The organism is Microcoleus sp. Pol12B5 (assembly GCF_036701335.1).
Taxonomy (GTDB): Bacteria; Cyanobacteriota; Cyanobacteriia; order Cyanobacteriales; family Microcoleaceae; genus Microcoleus.
Genome location: NZ_JAUBQQ010000072.1, coordinates 1 through 22,288 on the forward strand (window position 1 = coordinate 1; position 22,288 = coordinate 22,288).

Below are 22,288 nucleotides of genomic sequence, written 5' to 3' on the forward strand. Positions count from 1 at the left end.
AAATCTCCTGACCGAAGTTGCCTCTGATCTGGAGGATAAATCGATTCTTGAGGTGGGATATGCTAGGGAGAATCTGGCGCAGATTATTTCAGAAATTCAGTGCTAACAAAAAGGCGATCGCCCTTTGACAAAAGCGATCGCCCAATTTTCAACACAAACAGAGTTCGATAAAATTATTTGACAATGCCAAAAACCGATGCAGATTCAGACCGTGTAATTTTGTCCAAAGCAGGCGATTTTTGAGCTTGGGCAATTTTGGGAACCAAAAGTTGATTCGCATAAATCCGAGGATTTTGTTGAGCAATTTGGATGTAAGATTGGCGGACTTCTGCGTTCACTGCGACAGTCTTGGCATCGTAGACTTGCATCGCCATGTTGGGATAAAAACCAATGCCGACAATCGGTATCAAAAAGCAAAATGCGATCGCCACTTCCCGAGGTTTAGCATCAATAAACGGTGCATCACCAGGCAAAACGCAACTATTACCAAAACAAACCGCTTCATCCAGATTGTTTCTCTGATTCTGCAAATTTAGATCCTCAAGGTCGCAAGCCGCGAGTGTCCCACAGTTGTAAAATAACTGTCGCAGCATCGAGAGCAAATAAATCGGCGTCAAAATCAGTCCTACTGCCGCCAGGAACACTGTCACCGCGCGGAAAGAACCGCTGTACATATCGCTAGTTGCGACGCCCACAAACACGGACAATTCGCTAGCAAAACCGCTCATGCCGGGGAGTGCCAAAGATGCCATCGCGCCTGCGGTAAACAAGGCAAACACTTTCGGCATGACTTTCCCAATCTCGCCCATCTCGTCCATGATCATTGTATGGGTGCGATCGTAAGTAACGCCAGCCAGGAAAAACAATACTGAGGCGATTAAACCGTGGGAAATCATTTGCAACAGCGCCCCGTTGATTCCCAAATCCGTGAAGGAAGCAATACCCAACAACACGAATCCCATGTGAGAAATCGACGAATTCGCTAGGCGGCGCTTCATGTTCGATTGGCCGAAGGAATTCAGCGCGCCGTAGATAATGTTGACCACGCCGAGCACCGCCATAATCGGTGCAAAGTAAACGTGTGCTTGGGGAAGAAGTTCCAAATTCAGGCGAATCAGTCCGTATCCGCCCATTTTCAGCAATACGCCGGCCAGAATCATCGACACGGGAGAAGATGCTTCACCGTGGGCATCAGGTAGCCAAGTGTGGAAGGGGAAAATCGCCAGTTTCACACCGAAGGCAATCAGCAATCCCGCATAAAGCAGTAATTCTAAACCCAGTGGGTAGTCCTTCAAGCCAAGTTCTACCATGTCGAAGGTGGGGGTGCCTCCGCCGTAGAATGCCATTGCTAAGGCAGCTATCAAAATAAAGATGGAAGCGCCTGCGGTGTAAATCAAGAATTTGGTAGCTGCGTAGCGGCGGTTTTGTCCGCCCCAAATCGAGATTAGCAGGTACACCGGAATTAGTTCCAGTTCCCAGACTATGAACAGCAGCATGATGTCTTGGGCGACGAAAACTCCTATTTGTGCCGAGTACATCACCAGCATCAGGAAGTAGAAGAGTCGTGGCTTGCGATCGACTTCCCAGGCAGCAAAAATAGATAGAGTCGTCACCAATCCCGCCAACAGTACCAACGGCACAGACAGTCCGTCAACGGAAACAGACCAGTTGAGGCCTAAAGAAGGTATCCAGGGATATTGTTCTACGATTTGGAAACTAGAGATGCTTGGATCGTAATGAGTCCAAAACACCCAGCACATTAATACAAAATCTGCAATGCCTACGCCTAGGGCATACCAGCGCACGGTTTTGCCGTCTGTATCCGGCAAAAAAGGGATCGCGAGGGAAGCTACCAGGGGTAGGATGACAATTGCGGTCAGCCAAGGAAATTGATCCGCTATCATAGTGAGAATAAATACTTAGTTGGAAGTTACCAAAATTATAATACTAAATTTAATTAAAACTTAAGATTTATTCATAAATATTTTTTATATGTAGGGCGTGTCATTAATTAGGTTGGTTGACAAAACAGAATTAACGTGTAGTGAGTAGCGATCGGAGGGTTAAGCCAGCCAAATGACTGATGTTGCCAGTAGCGCCGTGTCATGGGGTTTTCCTGAAGCTTGAGTGAGCGATCCGAACCCTACCCACATTCGCCAGTTTTTGTCAACTATTTTAATTGATGACACACCCTAGATAAACGCGAAGACACGTGTCACGAATTGCTACACACGTCAATTGATTGTCGATTTTTGATTTTTGATTTTCGATTCAGGACTTACGAACAACAAAATATAGCGTTTTGTAGACGCAATCTGCCTGTGGTTGCGCCTATTCTGGTAGATGGTGGGGTAAGTCCTGTGTATTAAGGGCGATCGCAAATTAGCTTTAAATCAGCGTTCAATCTGGATCAACTCCCAATTCGCCCAACTTAGCCGCCAATCGTTGAACCCTTTGGCTTTCCTGGTCAGCCCTTTGTCTTTCTTGCTCAGCCCTTTGCCCTTCTTGACTCTGCTTGTTCTCAACCCCACAGCAACAAATTACCTACATCATCCCATCAGCGCAGCCAGTTCATGGTTTGTCCCAACCTTTCCCCCGACCAAATCCCCAGATATAGTTCCAGTTGTGCAATCCACACCCGCCCCTGCTCATTGGGTGAATGTAAAACATACCGCCCATCTTGCAAATAGCGCACTTCTAAAATACCTTTGTAGGGGTCATAAGTGACATAAGTAGGTACTTGAAGAATCTGTTCGTAAAAGTGGAGTTTACCATAGGGCGGAGTGGCTCTGACCGATAGTCCTCCTCCCTCTGCTTCCGAGAGAAAATCCATCACGATCGCCACATTAGCACCATCAGTGTGAGGAGTATAACTACGGCGAATTACTCCCTCCGCTAAAGAATGCACTTGCGGCACATAAAACCAGTCTGGAGCTTTGACAACAATCTTTTTATTGACTGTGGCGACTAACCCCAAATGAGAGGCAATCAGCATTTCTGGCTGGATAAATCCTGCGGCTCCCAGTGCATCGGTGAGAGCATCCACGAGAGAAGGTTGTTGAGTATTTTCCACCGGATCGTCGGGTAATACGAAGTTAGCTGCTAGGGGTTCCCAGGTGACGGTTGGTTTGGCTTTGATAGACGGAGCTTCGAGTACGATTGTATTAACCTTCAACCAGAAATGTTCGTGTAAATTTGTCTATTTTAACTCAATTTGCTAGTTATTGTAAAAACAAAGAAGGCTGAAAACTGATGTAAATATTCAGAGCGATCTAGATACAGTCAAAAGCCGCTCGCCAAAAGATGCAATTAAAGTGCGATCAACTAATTGCGATCGCCATTTTTCCGGTATACCATATTCTCCGTAAAAAGCCCCAGCCAACTGTCCGTAAACCGCACCTGTTGTATCAGCATCATCGCCCAAATTCACAGCCAACAAACAGCCTTCAACAAAAGAAGAACTGTTGTAAAAAGCCCAAAGTGCCGCCTCTAAAGACTTGACAACATAACCAGTACCTTTGATTTCAGGAGGTTGTCGCAATTTAAAAGAACCTGCCGCAATCTCATCAATCTCTGCTACCAGCGGATTTGCTGCCCAATATTCAGAAACCGTTTTTTTTACCGAATTAGCAGGTTGCAACGAAGTATTTTTGTAAAAAAACCCGGTTTCTAGACCCCCATACGTAAGTCCTATAATTGTCTAGAGTGCGCGCGGAGTGCCCTGCTAATGACTAATGACTAATGACTAATGACTAATGACTAATGACCACTCAGGCTAATATTGATGTTAACCTGTCCATACCCGAACTCAGACCTGTCCATGACACCCGATGTTTTCCCCGGAGCCGCTGCTGCACCGGCCCCTCAAGCGACACCCGAAGTCAGCCTTGATATGCAAGTCCGCCTTAAAACAGAAGATGGACAGCTACTACTGCTACTCCCCTCAGAAACTAACACCAGTGAATTACCAACAGCCACGGCCTCGACTTGGACTGAACTTTGGCAGCAGTTAAAAGTCAGACTGAATGCAGGAGAACGCTTTTGGCAGGCAAATGCCGAAGTACAATTGATGGCGAACGATCGACTTTTAGATATCCGCCAACTGCAAGAAATCGCTGATGCCCTCTCCGAAGTGGAACTGCAACTCAAACGAGTCCACACCAGTCGCCGTCAAACCGCCGTTGCCGCAGCTACAGCAGGCTATTGTGTAGAACAGCAGCCTCCGGTTTCTTCCCTCAATAAAGCCACTGGCGAAAAACCGCAATCGCTGGCGGAACCTTTATATTTGCAGATGACAGTGCGATCGGGCGTAGAAATTCGCCATCCGGGCACCGTCGTACTTTTGGGAGACGTAAATCCCGGCGGATCAGTCATCGCCGGAGGCGATATCCTAGTTTGGGGCCGTTTGCGGGGAGTCGTGCACGCCGGTGCCGGTGGCAATACCAAAAGCGTGATTATGACCTTGCAGATGGAACCGATGGTGATTAGGATTGCTAAGTATGTTGCCAGAGGCCCAGAAACCTCACCCGCTCAGTTTTTCCCGGAAGTCGCCTATGTGACGCCTCAAGGGATTCGGATCGGTAGAGCCTCTGATTTTGACAAATCGCAGTTAGTCGGGGGTAATGGTTAGTTGACAGTTGACAGTTGACAGTTGTTAGTTGGCAGTTGTTAGTTGTTACCAATTAGCAATTAGCAATTAGCAATTAGCAATTAGCAATTACCAATTAGCAATTACCAATTACCAATTAGCAATAACTAATCTAAAAATCGCTTATGGCTCGCATTATTGTTGTTACATCAGGGAAGGGCGGGGTAGGAAAAACCACCTCCACAGCCAATCTCGGCATGGCTTTAGCTAAGCGGGGGCGCAACGTTGCCGTAATTGATGCCGATTTCGGCCTCAGAAATTTAGACTTGCTGCTGGGCTTAGAAAATCGAATTGTTTACACGGCATTAGAAGTTCTCGCTGGAGAGTGCCGATTAGAGCAAGCTTTGGTGAAAGATAAGCGGCAGCCACGCTTGGTGCTGTTGCCGGCTGCCCAAACTCGGATGAAAGATGCCATCAGCGCTGAGCAAATGAAGCAGCTTGTGGGGATGTTGGGAGCAAAATACGACTATATTTTGATCGACTCTCCTGCTGGAATTGAACAAGGTTTTCAAAATGCGATCGCCCCGGCTCAAGAAGGCATCATTGTCACCACTCCCGAAATCGCTGCTGTCCGCGATGCCGATCGAGTCATCGGCCTGCTGGAAGCCAACAACGTCAAGAAAATCAACCTGATCGTCAACCGGATCAGACCCGCAATGGTGCTGGCAAATGATATGATGTCGGTGCAAGACGTGCGGGAAATCCTCGCCATTCCGCTGTTAGGCGTGGTTCCCGACGACGAGCGCGTCATCGTTTCCACCAACCGAGGCGAACCATTAGTATTGTCGGAAACGGCCTCTTTAGCTGGAACTGCCTTCGACAATATTGCCCGCCGCTTAGAAGGCGAAAAAGTTGAATTTCTCGATCTAAATCCCCGTCCCGAAAACTTCTTTACTCGCCTTCGCAAGTTCTTAAATACTAAAATTATGTGATGTGCTTATTGGCGATCGATCTTTAACAGCAGCGACCGCATCACAAAAACTAGCCCAAATTTTCTCCCCGTGACACCAGTTCCCAAAAAGAATGAAACTGTAGGTCAACTTCAAACCATTAGGGAATGAGTGATTCCCCAATCGAAAATCGAAAATCGTATAACGTTTTCTATGCCTAACCCTTGACAAATCAGCCTGACCCATGATACACACACTTCTCGAAAGACTTTTCCCGCGCACCCCTGACAACAGCCGCGACGAGGTAAAACGGCGCCTCAAACTGGTTCTAGCCCACGATCGCTCAGAACTCAGCCCAGAAATGGTTGAGTCTATGCGCCGAGAAATTCTAGAGGTGGTGTCTCGCTACGTGGAAATCGATACCACCGGGTCTGAGTTCTCGCTGGAGAGCGACCAGCGGGCCACAGCACTAATTGCAAATCTCCCGATCCGGCGAGTCAGGATCGAGCATCCACCGGAGAATTTGCCCCAGAATTTGCCCCAGAATCGGCCCGAAAATCGACCCGAATATGTACCGGAGTATGTAGTCGAAATTCTCCCCGACACTACAGAGTGATAGGGATTGAGATTTTATTGTCAGGCAAAGAGTTCGATTCGAGCCGATCGGCATTTAAATTAAACTATAGCAACCGCTTTCGTCGGTTAGAAAATAGACATACAGTAGGACTCGATCATTCTGCACTTCCGACCGATGTCATGCACAATGGACTCGTTCATAGCTGGTAAAAGTATAGTCATTTATAGGCATGGGAGGCTTCAAGTCCCTCCCCATTCACTTTTACTTTGAGCGGATTGACCCGCCTCGGCTGAACTACGCAGCTCCCTATCCCATTGCTGAACGCATTTGGGATTGCTTTTCTGAGGATGTTGTACGAAGCGTTGATATCAGAATTAATTAACTGACCAGTCGATGTTTTGTACAAACCTCGCTTGATACGCTTACCCGTAAACATCGGCTCTTTTTCTGTTTTCCCGTAAACAGGAATTGGGTCTAAACCCAGAAAGCTACTTCTGGACGTGTAGGATTCTTCCTGCACAATTACTGTGATTCCCACCAAGCGAGCTTTGTATTCTAACATCTCAATTAATCGAGAGTGAGGAATACTGACAAAATTTTGGTTGGTTTGTTTACCTAGATTGATATCGGTTTTCCACTGTGCATTTTTGCCGATGACTAGCGTTCCAATTTGGTTCACTACCAAATGGTCAACAATCACGCGACTAGCATGATGCAAGTAATTATCAACTTTTTGATGGCGACAACGAGTTAAGCGCTGAATCCGGGGTGACGTTTTGCGGTTCCCTTTTAACTGGGATTGTAATCGTGAAGAGCGTTTGTTGTAGAACTGGTTAATCGATTTCAATGGTCGCCCGTTGATCAACAAAGGGGTAAAACCCGGTTGATTTGAAGTTAACGCCACTAAATTGTCGAGTCCCAAATCAATACTAGCTACAGAGTTGGCATTGCCAAGGGTGGACTCCGCTTCATCATAAATCACCTCAATTACATAGGAATCACATTTCGGAACCAGCCTAACTTGACAAATCTGGTTGGGATTGAGTTGGGTTTTAATTGAAAGTTCAGTGCCGGAAAGTTTAATGATTCCTTTCTTCAACTGTTTGCTGCTAATTGCTTGAATCGTGTAAACGAGAAGGTTTCGCCCTTTAGTCTTATCTTTGTACTTTGGCAATTTTGGGCGACCCGTGAATTTTGAAGAGTCAGCTTTGTAAGCTTTAACGGCTTCAAAAAACGATTTCCAATTCTTGTCTAGCACCATCAAGATTTGCTGACTTACTTTAGCAGGCAAAGCCTTATATGCTTCGTGAGACTTCATCAATCGGTTCATTTCGTTATAACTGACATAACCCCATCCATAAATAAAGCTCTGACGAATGACGTAATTGGCGGCATTGTAGAGGTTTTTGGACTTGAAAGCTAGTTCGTCTATTTGGGCGAAACGGTGTTCCGTCGATTTAATGATGTGCCTCTCTGTTAGTTGCATTTGAGACTTGCGTTTTTTGGGCTATGCGTATTCCTTGTTCAACACTCACAACAATAGAATACCATTATTGTTTATAATTGCTTATAAACTCGAATGAAGTTTTACAATACTGTTCATAGTTTAATGCCTCCCTCATTTCACGCGGAGCAAATAAACTCAATGAACAATGCTATTCGCAGATATAAAGCCTTGAATAATTGATTGGCTAGAACCCTAAAATAGCTGAATTTAGAGATCGAATTCCCCAGGATTAATGCCTACAGCATGGCAAGCTTCTTTGACAACCTTCTTTTCATCTTTGTCAAAATTACCATCTGCACCACCGATAATAATGCCAATTTGGATGACTGCACGACCTTGATCTAGTTTTTTATTAAGTTTGCCTATCGCTTGGATAGCCTCAATTTTACCAAAATCGAAGTCCTGTGAGAGCTTCTCACAATAAAAATCAAATTTTTGCTTCAACTCCGACGCCGGAAAAATTTGGAGTGTTTGATTGGAAATTATTAGAGCAGCCGTTTTTTGTCTTTCCTCGGTATTGATAGTGCCATCAGCAGCAGCAATCAATGCACATATTGCCATTGAGGCATCAGCAAAATCATTGTTTTTAAACTTGGAAATATTGGTTTGCAGAGAATCATTGATTTGTGATACGTTCTGCTTTAATTTCTCCCAGAAAGTCATTTTTTCTCCTGTTTTGTGAATGAGATATGATGTTTATGACCGGAGTCATAGTAATCTAAGCTGCTTTTAACTTGCCAAGCAATTGCCAGACCCTGTAAGACCCTTAAGTTGATGAATTACACTCCTGTAGTGTATCATGGTTCTTGAGTTTTTAGATTAATCAAGTCAATCTTCATAACTAATCGCTCTTTCACAGGTTTGTTCGTGGTCTATCTTACTTAATAATTAAGCGCTCTTTCCAGAGTATCTTGTAACTGAAGTTCTAACGGTCGGTCAGAGCGAATTTTCAAACCAGGTAAATCGTGTTTGACTAACGTTTTTTCGCCGGCTTCAGCAGTTGCCAACGGCCAGAGTAGCCAGCGGCTGCCAGGGGAAAGAGTGCTTAAACTTGCAGAGTTTTGAGTCAGCCAAATTATCGGCAGTTTCGACCGATTATCGATCGCATCTTCCCCAGCATTAACCGCCGCTAAAGTTTCCAAAACTACCCGGTTGCCCGAAACGAGTCCAGTCGCGGCCGTCCAAAGTTTGACGTTTAACAGGCGCTTGCTAGCATAGAAGTAAAGAGACGCAGCAACTGTCACGGCTCGTTCAAATTCTTCTGGCTGCCACGCCGCAGCGCTGTCGAGAGCAATAATAATTTCTTGACCGCCGGCTGCAACTTCTAACTCTCTCACCCGCAGTTCTCCGTAGCGGGCGCTGGTGCGCCAGTGAATCAGGCGGGTCGGGTCTCCGTGGCGGTAAGGTCTCAGGTTGCGGGTGAGGCCTTCGGTAGCAGTTTGCGATCGACTGCGATTGTAAAATTGGGGGCTGTCTTCTTGACCGATGCGATCAATCAAAGGACAAGTGCTCAACGGCAAAACCTTGGGATACACAACCGCCACCGCTTTGACTGGGCGGCTGCGTCTGCACCAAAACAACCCTAAAGGTGCCGCCGTCCTCAAGTTTACCTCTTGCCAACGATAGACGCCGCGCTGCCGGACTTCCAGATAGTATGTATCCCTGTATATACTGTTCGGCTCTATGACTTCGATCGGGCGGACAACCGGTTCTCCCAATACAAACGGCAAGATGTCTACCACTTGCAACAGAGTCTGAGGTTGGCGGGCGCGATTTTCGATTTCTAGTTCGACGGTGATTTGATCGCCCGCACTCACCGGTTCGATCGGGCGGCGACGGACTTCCAGCGAACGGAGCGATTTTCCCGGCAAAACCGCCGCTACTCCCAACAGCGCCAATCCCCCACCGCTGAGCACGTAAAGCCACCCAGACATTGTATTAGTCGCAGACCCAAAAAAGAAAACCGTCATCCCCGACAGCAGCCAACCCGCGTAGGCAGGGGTAACAGCACGATTTTCGAGCCAGTCGGCGATTTTGTGACCGATGTTCATAGGAGTTGAAATTGTTAATTACTCGATCGCCCCATCCAGCCTAATTGTAAAATATTCTCAGCATTTAACACCGAATTAGCTGCGAGCGATAAAATTAGAAATCGGGCATTTTTTCGCAATAAATCTACATTGACCCCGCCCAAGAACGGATACAAGCCCCCGACACTCAGTCAGGGTCGATCTCCAAATTTTAGACTCTAGTTCCTGCTCCCAGATTAATCTGTCGAGTAAATCTAAAATCTAAAATCTAAAATCTAAAATAGACTGACTGGAGACCAAAAAATGAACCCATTAAACAATCCTACACCCCTTCAACCAGAGGCTCAAGGCCGCCGACGAACACCGCCCCCGCCCCCGCCCTTGGCTGCAACTCCTGCGCCGCCTCCACCTGCGCCGAGTGCGCCCCCCCCAGCCCAGCAGCAGCGGCCTGTCGAGACACCGGTCAGTACGATCGAACAAATGGTCAGAGATGCCCATAGCGCAGGAGCTTCCGACATTCACATCCGAGTCAGCCAAGTACCTCGATTTCGGATTCGGGGCGTGATGCAAGTAGCAACTAACCACCCCAAAGTAACCCCAGAAATTTTTGAAAATTACCTAGCCGAAATTCTCACCCCCGAACAGCGAAAACAATTTGCAACTACCAAGGAATTAGATTCAGCAATTTTTTACCCAGGCTTCGTGCGGTGTCGGCTAAACTGTTTTGATTCTCTCAGCGGCGGTGCCCTAGTATTGCGGTTGATTAGTTTGGAAATACCTACTATCGATTCCTTGAGGTTGCCAGAAGTTTTCAAAAATATCATTTTGCGATCGCAGGGATTAATATTGGTTACGGGGCCTACCGGTTCGGGGAAATCGACAACCGTAGCTGCGATGATCGACCACCTCAACCAGATGGAGCAAAAGCACGTAGTTACAATTGAAGACCCGATCGAATTCATTCACCCTTCTAAAAAATGCTTGGTCAGCCAGCGGGAAGTCGGCTTGCATACCCACGAGTTTCAGCAGGCTTTGCGGGCTGTTTTGCGGGAAGATCCAGATGTAATTCTGATCGGGGAAATGCGCGATCGCGTTACCATCAATACAGCATTGCAAGCAGCTCAAACTGGTCACTTAGTATTGGGAACTCTCCACACTCGCAGCGCCATTAACGCTATTAATCGGTTGTTAAACCTCTACCCGCCCGAGGAACAACAGGCGATGCGGATTCAAATTTGCGATTCTTTAGTAGCGGTAATTGCCCAACTTTTGCTGCCAACAGTTGACAACCGTCGGGTAGCAGTTCACGATATTTTGGTGAATACACCTGCCATGCACGATTACTTGATGAAAGGTGCTGATGATGAAGCTTTCCGATTAATGGAGCATGATACTTACGAAGGAATGCAGATTATCAACCAGGGTCTTTACAAACTGGTGCTTGAAGGCAGAGTGACGATCGAAGAAGCCGCCAAAACTTCTCCCGAAGCCAGCGATTTAGACCGTCGCTTGCGGACAGGGGGCTATGATGTTGGGGACGCTCGCGGCTTTGAAGGCAGCAAAAAAGAACGCACCGTTCGCGCCTAATAGCAGCACACATACAGGGGTAGGCACTGCAGGACTACCCCACCCATCAAGTAACAAGATTTTTAGCAGGCGGAAATATTTGATTAAGGCTTTTGTGCGTATTTTTACTTAACATAAAACTATATTTAGTAACCAAAAATACATTTTAATTAAAAAGTAAAATGCTATCATCAATAATGTCGAGTGTATTGTTAAGTTTTTTAAACGTAGACCCTACTTTACATAAACTTTAAAATTGCGTGAAAACTCGTAGGTTATTGCAAAGAAATAGTAAAGATATGTTCGGAGTATTGCCAACACTCAGCCATTTAAGTATATAGTTGTAGTGACAAATTTTGACAGAGAACATTCCGACTTTGCCGATATTTGCCGATCGCAGAAGTAAGCAGGTTACAAAAGGGCTTAATAAAACTACAAGCCCATCCAATGGTGTGTTTTCCTAATTAAGTAGCTTTCCGTCGAAAAAATCCTAAAACCAAGCAGACTTTTAAAGATTCTGTCCCTCGAAAATTTGTTTAACAACGCGCTTATCAGCAACGGTATTTCTAGAATTTAAAGGAGCAAAAAAAGTGAAGAGTGCATTTAACCAAAGAGAAGTGTTTGAAGGTGTCAGCAAAGCGGAAATAATTGAGCGCATCCAGCAGCTAGTTCCGCCCGGTTCCCCGGAACCCCAAGATCCTGAAATCCTCGCGGCATTACAAACTCTCACCGCACAGCTAATCGCAGCCTATCAAGCCGACGGACAATTAGAAAGCGAACCTTTTAGCGACGTGCGCGGTCGCACTATTCACCTATACGCATCTGCAGTCACCAGCCAAATCAAAGGAAAAACCATCTTAATCACCGGAGGAGAAGGATGTGTCGGTCGTTTCTTAATCGCAAAACTCCTCGAATTAGGCGCAACTAAAATCATTTCCGCAGACAACGCCCGATGTCAAAACCCCGAAGAAAATCTCCCGCTTTTTACCAGAGAAGGTGCTGTAACTTTCTATGCCGTCGATATTCGCAACCTCGACGCGCTCAAACACATATTTGAGGTAGAAAAACCAGCAATTGTTTTTCACCTAGCAGCCCAGCGCCAACCCGGACTAGCTGAAATCAAAATCCGAGAAACAGTTACAACCAGCTTGTTAGGATGTAAACACGTCATTCAACTCTGCGAAGAATACGGCGTAGAACACTGCATCTTCTCTTCGACAGGCAAAACATCTCGATATTTTACAACCGAAGTTTACGCCGCCTCGAAGAAGTTTGCCGAATGGCAATTTGCCAAAGCAGCTCAAGAAGGAAATGTCACTTACGGGATGGTTCGCTTTACTCATATGTTGGAAAATAGCTTGTTCTGCGAGCAAATGTCCAAAAAAGTAGAGCAAGGTAAAACAGTCAACGTTCACGCTCCCCACCGCTACGTAACTGCTCAAAATCTTTTTGAAGCCGTACATCTATTGCTGAATTCTCTGGTTGTGTCTGTTCCCGGAAAACTGAAATTTGTTGCCGTAAGTAATCTCGGTTGGCCGACAGAAACTTTGGAAGTAGCTCTTTATAAAATTCTTGAATCAGGCAAAAATCTGCCGATTTATTTTCAAGGACTTTTGCCTGGATACGAAGAACCGTTTTTCCTTGGACAATTTGACTGGAAAAAACCTACAGACATTCACCTCTTAATTAATGTTTTGGAAGATCCTTTTAGAAGCGTTAACGATACTGGCGACATGGTGAGTGTAGAATTAGCTCCTTTTTCTTTGCGCGTGTTAGATAAACAAGTGTCGAAGCTGGAAAGTTTAATCATCGATCCAGATTTCCCCGAAGTGCAAATCAAGCACGCTCTTGTGGCAGCGGAAAAAGAAGTGATTGCTTCCTCTTTTGCGTGGAGTGTCCCTGAAGACTTGTTGAAGATTTTGCAGTGGGGAATTAATCCCAAGAAATTGCAAGGTTACGGAACGGAAATCGCTGACTATAGCGAGATTATCGAACTCCTCCTGCAAGGAATCTGCGGGCGGCTTAACCAAGAAGTCTTGCACAGTGCTGGAGTTACGGCAGATGAGTTTGATGACTTAGTTGAGAGTCTTTCTACGCTGGATTTGATTAAAGCAGAAGTCGGATATTTGCGCTCGGTGTCGAGATACCTCAGAGAATTTGCACCCCCCGCACAGTTCACCACCAAAAAATCTGAACCTGTTGCTATCCCCGATGCAGCCTAGCTTGAACATAGTTTTGAGTTTGGAGATTACTTCCTGAGTGCCCACCCACAGGGGATGAATGAGTTATATCAATTCCGGTTGCACGAGCGAAATGATTGTTGACTGTTGACTGTTGACTGTTGACTGGGGGTCGAAAAACTCAATGGTTGATTGTTAACTGTTGACTCGATTTTATTATTCCCATGCAACCGGATTTGAGGTTAAACATCGACTAAGTGTTTAGTTGATTCAAAATAGAACACCTAGAAACTTGGTTTCTTTTAGAAACCAGGTTTCTCCAGTCTGAGCTTGTTTGAGGTTTAATTAAATTGAGTGACTTAACATTGTCAGAATTGACATAATATGATATTATTTGCGATCACACAACCGCAATCAAATTAATTTGTAGTGAGGACGCTAGTCCTAGTAGTTTTAGGAGAACTTAAGTCCTCACAACAAATGTGAGAATGGTGATTTTTTGCGGGCATGATATAATGATACTTTAGATAGCGTGGCACAGTGAGTTAACAAAGGTGCAATAAGATTAAATAAACTCAATGAACGAAAGAAATAAAATTAAATTAAGGTACTAGAATTGTGGAAATTAATCAGCTACTGTTCCTATTGATTGATGTTGTGCTATTGGCGATCGCCCTGATCCTTCTCATTCCCGTTGCAGTTCTATTTCTAGAATGCAGTGCAGCTTTCTTCTCCGGCTTCGACCCCACAGCGGAAACTAAAGCACCCCGCCCCAAAGTAGCAGTTTTAATTCCCGCTTACAACGAAGCAGCAGGAATTGCCGCCACCATCTCCACCATATTGCCGCAGCTAACACCTCAAGACCGCCTGTTAGTGATTGCTGACAACTGCACGGACGCCACGGCAGAAATCGCCCGTAACTGCGGTGCAAGTGCGATCGAGCGCCAAGACACACAACGCAAGGGCAAAGGATACGCACTGGATTTCGGCTTGCAGTCGATCGAATCAGACCCCCCTGAAGTAGTCATCATGGTTGACGCAGACTGCATCTGTCAGCCAGACTCTATAGAAAAATTAGCCCGGGTTGCAGTTGCTGAACAAAGACCAGTGCAAGCAACTTATCTCATGGAACAGCCACCAAATCCTACTCCTAAAGATTCCATTTCTGCTTTAGCATTTCTTGTGAAAAACTTAGTCCGTCCCAGCGGATTAAAACAGTTAGGATTCCCATCATTACTAACAGGTACTGGCATGGCTTTTCCCTGGTCTATAATTCGATCTGTTTCCCTAGCTAGCAGCAATATTGTTGAAGATATGCAGATGAGTTTGGATTTAGCGATCGCCGGACATCCAACAGTATTCTGCCCCGAAGCCAACGTCACCGGGTGTTTGCCACAGCAGCAGCAAGCAGCTAAAAGTCAAAGAACCAGATGGGAACACGGTCACATAGAGACATTGTTAACTCAAACTCCCCGGCTGACAGCAGCTTCAGTCGAGCAAAAACGTTTTGACTTATTGGCGATCGCCCTCGACTTATCCGTCCCTCCCCTATCGCTTTTAGTAGCTATTTGGCTAGCCTCTTTTGCCGCCTCATTAATAGCAGCACTTTTGGGGACATCCCCAATTCCAGCCGTCTTGTTAGGACTACAAGGATTGCTGATTTTAGTTTCCATTGTCGGCGCATGGGCCAAATTCGGGAAGGCCGATATTTCTGGCTCAACTCTTTTATCTGTACCTTTTTACATCCTTTGGAAAATCCCTTTGTATCTGGGTTTTCTCCTCAAGCGGCAAACTAAATGGGTACGGACAGAACGCGATGTTTAGTATTTGTAGAGTGAGTCATTCAGATACTTGATGCAACTCTACAATCTCGTTTCTGCTGCATATTTAATAAACTGGTGCAGACAAAACGCCATGTTTAATCGGAACTCCCCGCAGGGGGTAAGTTCCGATTAAGGAACGCCCAGAGTAAAAACACAAAATAAAAAGAAAAAATCTGAAGCTGGAAAATTCCAACTTCAGACTTTTACTAACTCCCCGGGTAGGATTTGAACCTACGACCAATCGGTTACACTTATCCCAACGTTTCCGAAGGGGGCGGACTATTTCATCATCCCTACAAATCATGTTTGTGATCTGTCGTCGGATGTCGGGCGCTATGAGATTTATTGGTTAGGCTCCTCATCTCTAGTCTCTGCACCTTTCCGGCTACTTGTGGTTTAAACCACGGCCTTTCGCCAGACTTGGCTCAAGATTGCCGCCACCCGAAGTGCTGCGGTTTCCTTGAATTCACCCGATTTTTCAGTACCCGTTACCGGATAGAGCTGCTATGTCACTAGGGCTTTTGGTGGATGCCAAAGGCTTGCATTCATTACAGCCGACCGCTCTGCCACTGAGCTACCGAGGATTGGGGGTTTTTGTTACCCACATTTACTAACAATAGCTGAACTTACTCGATTTGGCAAGGCCTTTGAGAAACTTTTTTTTTATCAGACAGCGAGCGGGTTTCAGCAGCTAATGCAGCCCCATTCTCAACTTGGCGAGGCGCTGCTGGGATTCTGGATCGAGGGAACTGGCGAGAAAGCGACTGGAATTTTGTTTACGGGATTTGTGCCGGCGCTCGCTGCGGCGGGCGGTGGACTCTACGTCAGCCGCTAGTTGTTCGGCGGACATCCATTCGGCACCGTAGCCGACTACGGTCAATTGCTGCGCTCGGTCTGAGGTGGCGACAATCATGCGGCCTTTGCCTTTGACCGATCGCAACTCGTAGCGCAAACTAGCACAAGATTTTTCAATATAGGTATCTGCTGTCTGACCGAAGTCAGTGTAGTGCACTGATAAATTTTTAGTAATAATTTCTTTAACGCCGGGAGTATCTCGATAGTGCGCGTCAAACACCAGCCTGGCCTCAAAATCTTGAACGGCGCTGTAGTTAACTAAAACCTCTATTAACTCGCGGCGAGCGGTTTCGAGTTCATCGCGATCGCGCTTCTCTCGGAGTCGAGGCCAAAGTCCAATTATGTTATAGCCGTCTACAAGTAAAACTGCTTGTGATACATAGGGTGACATGGTTCAAGGCTGAAGAGCTCCAGCACGTATAGGACATTATTTGCATTGTTCATCAAAGCTTTTGTTCAATAATATTACCTATTGATGTGTAATTGCTAGGTTACATCGCAATAATTAAACCCCCCAGACCCAGCTTTACCTGAGTTTTGGGGGGTTAGATTAACGGATAAATTTTCCAGCTTATTCGGCCGATTCCAGCGATACGGGCGATGGCTTACGCCCCGCTTCGCTACGTACAACTGTCGGCAGGGATATTTTCTCAACAGCAGGAGTACAACCGAGCCACTGCACCGACAACTCGGCGAACTGCTGCGGGGGGCCGCTCACGCAAAAACGAGTCGGTAGCGCAGTACCAGGATTCCGCAGCCCCAAAAGCTCCAATTCTCTGGCTGCAGCAGCCACCACCCGTACCGCAGGATCGATCAATGTCACCCCAGCAGGCAAAAGCGAGCGAAGCACAGGAGCCAACAGCGGATAATGAGTGCAGCCGTAAATCAGCGTATCGATGCGCTGCTGAATCAAAGGAGCCAAATATTCCCGCGCCACCTCACAAGTATAAGGGTCGTGAATCCGGTTTTGCTCCACCAGCGGCACAAAAGCCGGACAGCTAACCTGCCAAACTAGGCAAGAATCGTCCATCTCCAAAATCGCATTTCGATAAGCATTGCTAGCAGCCGTAGCAGGAGTTGCGATGACCCCGATCCGCTTGCCTTGCTGCACCGCAGCCTGCGCCCCCGGCAGAATTACTCCCAGCACCGGGATATCAAATTCAGCCTGCACCATCTCCATCGCCAAAGCAGAACTGGTGTTGCAGGCCATAATGACCATTTTCACATCCTGTTCCACCAACCACGCCATAATTTCGCGGACAAACTCCACAATTTCCGACGGCGTGCGAGTGCCGTAAGGCAGCCGCGCCGTATCTCCAAAATAAAGTATCGATTCGTTGGGCAATTGTCGGTACAACTGGGTCAAAACAGTCAAACCGCCCACGCCGCTGTCAAAAATACCGATTCTTTGTTGTCCAGAGTCTGTTGTCATTTGTTAATAGTTAGTTATCTGTTGGCAGTTGGCAGTTGGCAGTTGGCAGTTGTCAGTTGTCATTTGTTAATCGTTTGCGGTGGCTAATAACAGATAACCAATAAGATTAATCAACAGTCAACAGTCAACAGTCAACACCCCACTGCCTATTATCTTTGTTGAAGATAAAACAAAATGCCGCGAGCGATCGAAGCCGCCATTTGACTGCGGTAAGCTGGGTCAGAAAGCCTAGCAGCATCCTCAGCACCCGTCACAAAACCCACCTCCAGCAAAACAGAAGGCATAGAAGTCTTCCTCAAAACATAAAATCGCGCCTGCCGCACCCGGCGGTCAGGCGCCCCCGTGCCCTCCAAAATACTGGCGTGAATCACCCTCGCCAAATCTTGGCCGTTATTGAAATAATAAGTCTCAATCCCACTGATATCCGGCCGACTCATATTAATCGCATTCGCGTGAATGCTGACAAACAAAGTAGCATTCACTCGTTCCGCCAAAGAAACTCTGGGTTCCAGGTCGATTTCCCTGTCATCAGTCCGAGTCATCACCGCCTGCACGCCTTGCTGTTCCAGCAGCCTCGCCACCTGAAGCGAGATATCCAAAACAATCTCCTTCTCCTGAATGCCCTGAATCCCGACTGCCCCCGGATCGCGGCCACCGTGACCAGGATCGATCACTATTACGGCGCGGCGGTTTGAAGCTTGGGGCAACTCATCGGTTCCGAAAGTCCTTCTCGGCAAAGGTTGCTGCTGGCTGGGAGTGCGAGTGAAAGGCTGCTGCGCGCTAGCATTCGATCGCAACTGCAAAGACAGCAACTGCGGGTTTGGTCTCGTCACCCTACCTACCTCTACCCCCGATCGCGGCTGCACCCAAATCACCACAGTCTCCGCATCTTCTTGGCTGGCTGTAAACGATACAGGACTGTTGGCATCGAGCTGAGGAATTTCCCCCGTTAGGACACCAGAAGCGATCCTGATCCAGTAATATCTCGACCCCTGGTCCCAGCCACTGGTATAGGAGACTTGGCGGTCAGTTCTCACCACCAGTTGCGTGCCGTTACTGGCTAAATCAATTGACTGAACTCTCGCTAAATTTCCTTGAGCTTGTCTAGCCGGAGGATCTACAGTCAGGCGGCGGGGAACCGAGGGCTGTCGTACTACACTTCCAGGCAATAGCACAACCCCGCCCAAATTGCTCACTGACGCCCGCCACTGAGTATTAGGACTTTTCATCCGCAAAGTCACGCGGGTAACGGGCGGGTCTGTTGGCAGTTGCCGGACTTCAATCTTGTCAACCCCGTGCTGACCGTTAGTTTGAGGCTGTTGGCTGCTTAGGCTTGGAGCTAAACTCGCTCCTTCAATATCGAGGGTGGCAATGTCCCCAGCCCGACTTTGTTGAAAATTAATTTGGGGGCGACCGCCCTCCGTGCGGACTAAAAAACCGTCCGCCGTCACCTGAACGTTCTGAACTACAGTCGCCTCGCCCGACTGGGCTTGGGGTGCTGAAGATTCAACCGATAACCTTTCTCCCCCCGGCTCTGAAATCGGATTTTGAGTTTCTCCCCGCACCGGCGTTGGCAAATCCACTGTCCACTCGCTCGGAGAAATCCCCCGGAATTTTACTTGCTGAGGGTCTATAGTAAACCCGTCTCTGATCTCGACCACAATTCTGGTCGTATCGTTGTCAAACTGCCCTACCCGCACCGATTCGATCGCCCCTGAGAGCGGTCTGCTGACCGATGGACGACCCAGACTCGTCCCCGGCAAGTCGATTACCAACCGCATCGGGTTGAAAATCAGTTGAGCCTTGGGTTGTACTCCCCCATCTGTTGTAATGTAAAGCCGGTTCTCTGAAGCATCAAACCGCCAAGATTGCAGTCTAGCTGCTTCGGCGGCTCCGGCGAGCAAAAATACACTTAAGAAACTCGGTAGTAGCCAGTGGAATTTCACGACAGTTTTTTCCTCGTTTGCGTTACTGCCAAAAGCTGGAAGGGCGCTGCTTGCCCTCAGAGGCTTTCAGCAGTTAGCCGCCAGCAGACCGGGGGCACGGGAGCCCTCAGTTGTTGGCTAAATTGACTTTTTTATGCGTTAACAGGCTCCCAAATGCCAGATACGGGCATTTTTGAACTTTCCCGTATACTTGGGGGCGATCGGTTATAAGCAGACTGAAAGATTGTTGGCACAAGGGAAGGTATTTATTTTTAGGAGCAAGAAACAAGGTGTTTCTTGAAGCTAGAAGGTACAAGTTAGAACGTAGAATTTTACCGTTCTTCCAGGGAGGGGTTTCATCGCTCTTTAATGTTGGCGAAGGTCGTTACGGCAAGGGTTATAATCCGCTTTACACTTGCGTTTTGTTCTAACTTTTCCTAAACTACCTCAATAACTTAACAACTTACCTCGGTAACAATCCGGATTTCCAAGATTGAGGTAACTTTTCAAGGTCACCAAATGTTAGTCCCTGACAAACTGACATATTTTTTGAAAAAAGCTTTTTTGCTACTTTTTTGCTAAGAGATTGACATTTAAATACAACTACATATCGCCCCTGCTCTCTTTTTTTCTGGATTTTTTGAATCAGTGGCTTTCGGTGCTGCTTGACACTTAGTGGGGCGATCTTAATCGCGCCCACCAATTTTACACTATGATAGCTAGTCCATGTTTTCAGCAGTAACGGGAGAGTTTTGTGTGTTACTTGGGTCGGCAATGCTTTGTACTTTCGACTCTTTTTGAGTGAACGATCGACACCCAGAGCATTGGTTGGTTGACCTGAGAAAAAGTTTTGACCGTAGATATAATAGTTATTGCAGTTGTAAAGTTTGTTGGACAGCAAAGATAATCGATCGGCTTCTGGGTAAAACCTGTGATTTGGTTTAATGACTTGCCTTTCGACTAACTGCATAACTTGGATGTGTACTACCAGTTAGAGAAGATACACTATCTTGGTGATTGTGTCAATCTCTGACCGAAAGCATCCAGGATACAAGCCCCCGGATTCATTCCAACGCAAAGACTCAGGACCCAGAAATAAAAAACCTGTATCCGATAAAGAAGCTCTCGAATTGATCCGTGGGGTCAATGCTTCAATTCTCAAATCTCAAATCTCAAATCTCAAATCGATTGACCTTCTAAAAAAATGGCAATCAATAACAGTAGATACATGACATCACAGAAAGACGGAGACTTACTTTCCTGCAGGAGTCGTCCACAGCAAACAAGTGGTTTAGGTTAGCTCAAGCCTGTAGATAGCCGCTGGGGAGTCAATCTCGAAGATCAAATCGACTGACTCTCAAGATAGGGAAGTTTTGTACTATAGCAAATGCCCTGACTGTGAGGACGTTCTTAATTTTTGAAACCTAAGCGGTCGATTGCGCCTTCTTGCAGGACTTCTTTTTACCCGCTTTGCTTCGCCCCTAGAGCTTTCAACATCTGCTATACAATACCCCCCGTGCGATCGAGTTCTAGCAAATTTATTTTTAAGCGGGATCGATACCTGCAAGTTATTTTTTTCCCCTAATAATCCACGGCCCCATGTCTAATCAACAGTGCTGCAATTCGCTCTCACCCATAGGTGCAAAATTCCGGCTCATCCAGTTCAAAATTGCTTGATTTACTTGTTCCGGGCATTCATCCTGGGGACAGTGGCCGGCATTGTCTAATTCTACTAGCTCTACATAATTGGGATTGCATTCGACAAATTGGTGGGGTCGGGCGAACCGAGGGGGAATCATCCGGTCTTGTTTGCCCCAAATTAACAGCATGGGGATTGTTAAATTTCGCATCACAATCTTGACACTGGGGCAAAATTGTGAGCTGCCTACAGCTTTAAATAAAGCGCAGAAGGCGCGGGCGGCTCCCCGATCGCCCGCTGGCCCTGCTAGAATTTCCACTAATTCGTCGGTAACAGCTTCGGGGTTGGAGTAGGCAAAGCCAATCCAGCGACGGACAAAGGAAGGCTTGCGGGCCAAATAAAACAAAGGCCTGAGTACGATCGGAGAAACAAACAAACTTTCAACGGCTTCGATCGCCGGAAGCAGCCATCCAGGTACCGCCTCGGCTCGCACAGAGGGGTCCGGGAGGCTAATCATTACCGTGCCGGCCACCATGTCCGGGTGAGCTGCAGCTACGGCCAGACAAATTAGCGAGCCTATCGAGTTTCCTGCCAATATTACTGGCTCTCTGATAAAAGTTAGCCAAAAATCATAAACTTGATCGACCCACAAAGAGACAGAGTAGTCGATCGGAGCTTTTTGGGAAGCGCCAAACCCTAACAAATCCAAGGCGTAAACCGTTTGGTTTTCGGCGAGTTGGGCGAGATTTTGTCGCCAGTGACCGATCGAAGCTCCAAACCCGTGCAGTAAAATAATCGGCGTTCCCGATGCGCGCGGCGCCATTGGTTCGGCTGCAGAATCTTGAGATTCGACCGCGCCTTGATTTCGTACCCCATCGGGCCGCAAATAAGTGTAGCGAGTTTGCCAACCCCGCCACATCCAGTCTCGTTGAGTTCCCACCCGTTGGTGCCACAGCAGAGAATTTGTCAATTTTGCCTCAACTCGCAACATAAATTTACACTTGCTTATACCTATTCTACAAGGCAAATCAGGCGACTTGGGGGACTTGCCAGACCGGGCGAGATGGGCTAGAAAAAGCGACTTTACCTCATCCTTAAGCTTTTACCCTGAATTTTTGACGGTTTTGTCATCAATCGGGCAAGGGAGCGGGCGATCGTGTGTGAAGTTAAAATAAAACTAGGCAGAAACTCAGCCAGACTGAGTAGAATAGCAAGT

At 46.9% G+C, this 22,288-nt stretch carries 17 protein-coding genes; 6 read left to right on the forward strand and 11 right to left on the reverse strand.

Going from position 1 to position 22,288, the window contains the following annotated elements:
• Positions 1–173: 173 nt before the first annotated feature.
• From QUA24_RS22765 to QUA24_RS22775, 3 genes are all read right to left on the reverse strand, one after another.
• The gene (locus tag QUA24_RS22765; RefSeq protein ID WP_333232278.1) at positions 174–1,904 is read right to left on the reverse strand and encodes an NAD(P)H-quinone oxidoreductase subunit 4; all 1,731 of its coding nucleotides are present in this window, start codon (positions 1,902–1,904) and stop codon (positions 174–176) included.
• A gap of 653 nt (positions 1,905–2,557) precedes the next feature.
• Positions 2,558–3,175 (reverse strand): Uma2 family endonuclease, encoded by a 618-nt coding sequence (locus QUA24_RS22770; protein ID WP_333232280.1) that lies wholly within the window; start codon positions 3,173–3,175, stop codon positions 2,558–2,560.
• 87 nt (positions 3,176–3,262) lie between these two features.
• On the reverse strand, positions 3,263–3,640 hold the full coding sequence (locus tag QUA24_RS22775) for an ADP-ribosylglycohydrolase family protein (RefSeq protein WP_445242639.1): 378 nt from the start codon (positions 3,638–3,640) through the stop codon (positions 3,263–3,265).
• Positions 3,641–3,820: 180 nt separating this feature from the next.
• Between QUA24_RS22775 and minC the strand changes: the two genes are divergently transcribed.
• From minC to minE, 3 genes are all read left to right on the forward strand, one after another.
• Positions 3,821–4,630, forward strand: coding sequence for a septum site-determining protein MinC (gene minC, locus QUA24_RS22780; protein WP_333232282.1), 810 nt, complete (start codon positions 3,821–3,823; stop codon positions 4,628–4,630).
• Positions 4,631–4,773: 143 nt separating this feature from the next.
• Entirely contained in the window at positions 4,774–5,580 is an 807-nt protein-coding gene (gene minD, locus QUA24_RS22785) for a septum site-determining protein MinD (RefSeq protein ID WP_333232283.1), read from the forward strand.
• A 202-nt stretch (positions 5,581–5,782) separates the two neighbouring features.
• Positions 5,783–6,154: a cell division topological specificity factor MinE gene (gene minE, locus QUA24_RS22790; protein WP_333215120.1), complete on the forward strand. Its 372-nt coding sequence runs from the start codon at positions 5,783–5,785 to the stop codon at positions 6,152–6,154.
• Between the two features lie 178 nt (positions 6,155–6,332).
• Here minE and QUA24_RS22795 read toward each other — a convergent pair whose 3' ends face one another.
• The 3 genes from QUA24_RS22795 to QUA24_RS22805 form a co-directional block, all read right to left on the reverse strand.
• The gene (locus tag QUA24_RS22795) at positions 6,333–7,601 is read right to left on the reverse strand and encodes a transposase (RefSeq protein WP_333232285.1); all 1,269 of its coding nucleotides are present in this window, start codon (positions 7,599–7,601) and stop codon (positions 6,333–6,335) included.
• A gap of 228 nt (positions 7,602–7,829) precedes the next feature.
• Complete coding sequence (locus QUA24_RS22800; RefSeq protein WP_333103443.1) at positions 7,830–8,285, reverse strand: TerB family tellurite resistance protein; 456 nt, start codon at positions 8,283–8,285, stop codon at positions 7,830–7,832.
• Positions 8,286–8,503: 218 nt separating this feature from the next.
• Entirely contained in the window at positions 8,504–9,673 is a 1,170-nt protein-coding gene (locus QUA24_RS22805; RefSeq protein ID WP_333232287.1) for a DUF58 domain-containing protein, read from the reverse strand.
• Positions 9,674–9,955: 282 nt separating this feature from the next.
• On the opposite strand from QUA24_RS22805, the gene QUA24_RS22810 reads away from it, so the two are divergent.
• From QUA24_RS22810 to QUA24_RS22820, 3 genes are all read left to right on the forward strand, one after another.
• On the forward strand, positions 9,956–11,239 hold the full coding sequence (locus QUA24_RS22810) for a PilT/PilU family type 4a pilus ATPase (RefSeq protein WP_333232288.1): 1,284 nt from the start codon (positions 9,956–9,958) through the stop codon (positions 11,237–11,239).
• Positions 11,240–11,808: 569 nt separating this feature from the next.
• Positions 11,809–13,440 carry a polysaccharide biosynthesis protein gene (locus tag QUA24_RS22815; protein ID WP_333232290.1) on the forward strand — a complete coding sequence of 544 codons (1,632 nt, stop codon included), beginning with the start codon at positions 11,809–11,811 and terminating at the stop codon, positions 13,438–13,440.
• Between the two features lie 576 nt (positions 13,441–14,016).
• Positions 14,017–15,222 carry a glycosyltransferase family 2 protein gene (locus tag QUA24_RS22820; RefSeq protein ID WP_333232292.1) on the forward strand — a complete coding sequence of 402 codons (1,206 nt, stop codon included), beginning with the start codon at positions 14,017–14,019 and terminating at the stop codon, positions 15,220–15,222.
• A 690-nt stretch (positions 15,223–15,912) separates the two neighbouring features.
• Here the strand turns inward: QUA24_RS22820 and QUA24_RS22825 are convergent.
• From QUA24_RS22825 to QUA24_RS22845, 5 genes are all read right to left on the reverse strand, one after another.
• Positions 15,913–16,467 (reverse strand): NYN domain-containing protein, encoded by a 555-nt coding sequence (locus tag QUA24_RS22825; RefSeq protein WP_006635267.1) that lies wholly within the window; start codon positions 16,465–16,467, stop codon positions 15,913–15,915.
• 180 nt (positions 16,468–16,647) lie between these two features.
• The gene (gene murI / locus QUA24_RS22830) at positions 16,648–17,508 is read right to left on the reverse strand and encodes a glutamate racemase (protein WP_333142909.1); all 861 of its coding nucleotides are present in this window, start codon (positions 17,506–17,508) and stop codon (positions 16,648–16,650) included.
• Between the two features lie 149 nt (positions 17,509–17,657).
• Positions 17,658–19,454: an N-acetylmuramoyl-L-alanine amidase gene (locus QUA24_RS22835; protein ID WP_333232294.1), complete on the reverse strand. Its 1,797-nt coding sequence runs from the start codon at positions 19,452–19,454 to the stop codon at positions 17,658–17,660.
• A gap of 442 nt (positions 19,455–19,896) precedes the next feature.
• Positions 19,897–20,403: a hypothetical protein gene (locus QUA24_RS22840; protein ID WP_333232296.1), complete on the reverse strand. Its 507-nt coding sequence runs from the start codon at positions 20,401–20,403 to the stop codon at positions 19,897–19,899.
• A gap of 637 nt (positions 20,404–21,040) precedes the next feature.
• Entirely contained in the window at positions 21,041–22,063 is a 1,023-nt protein-coding gene (locus tag QUA24_RS22845; RefSeq protein ID WP_333232298.1) for an alpha/beta fold hydrolase, read from the reverse strand.
• Positions 22,064–22,288: the final 225 nt, after the last annotated feature.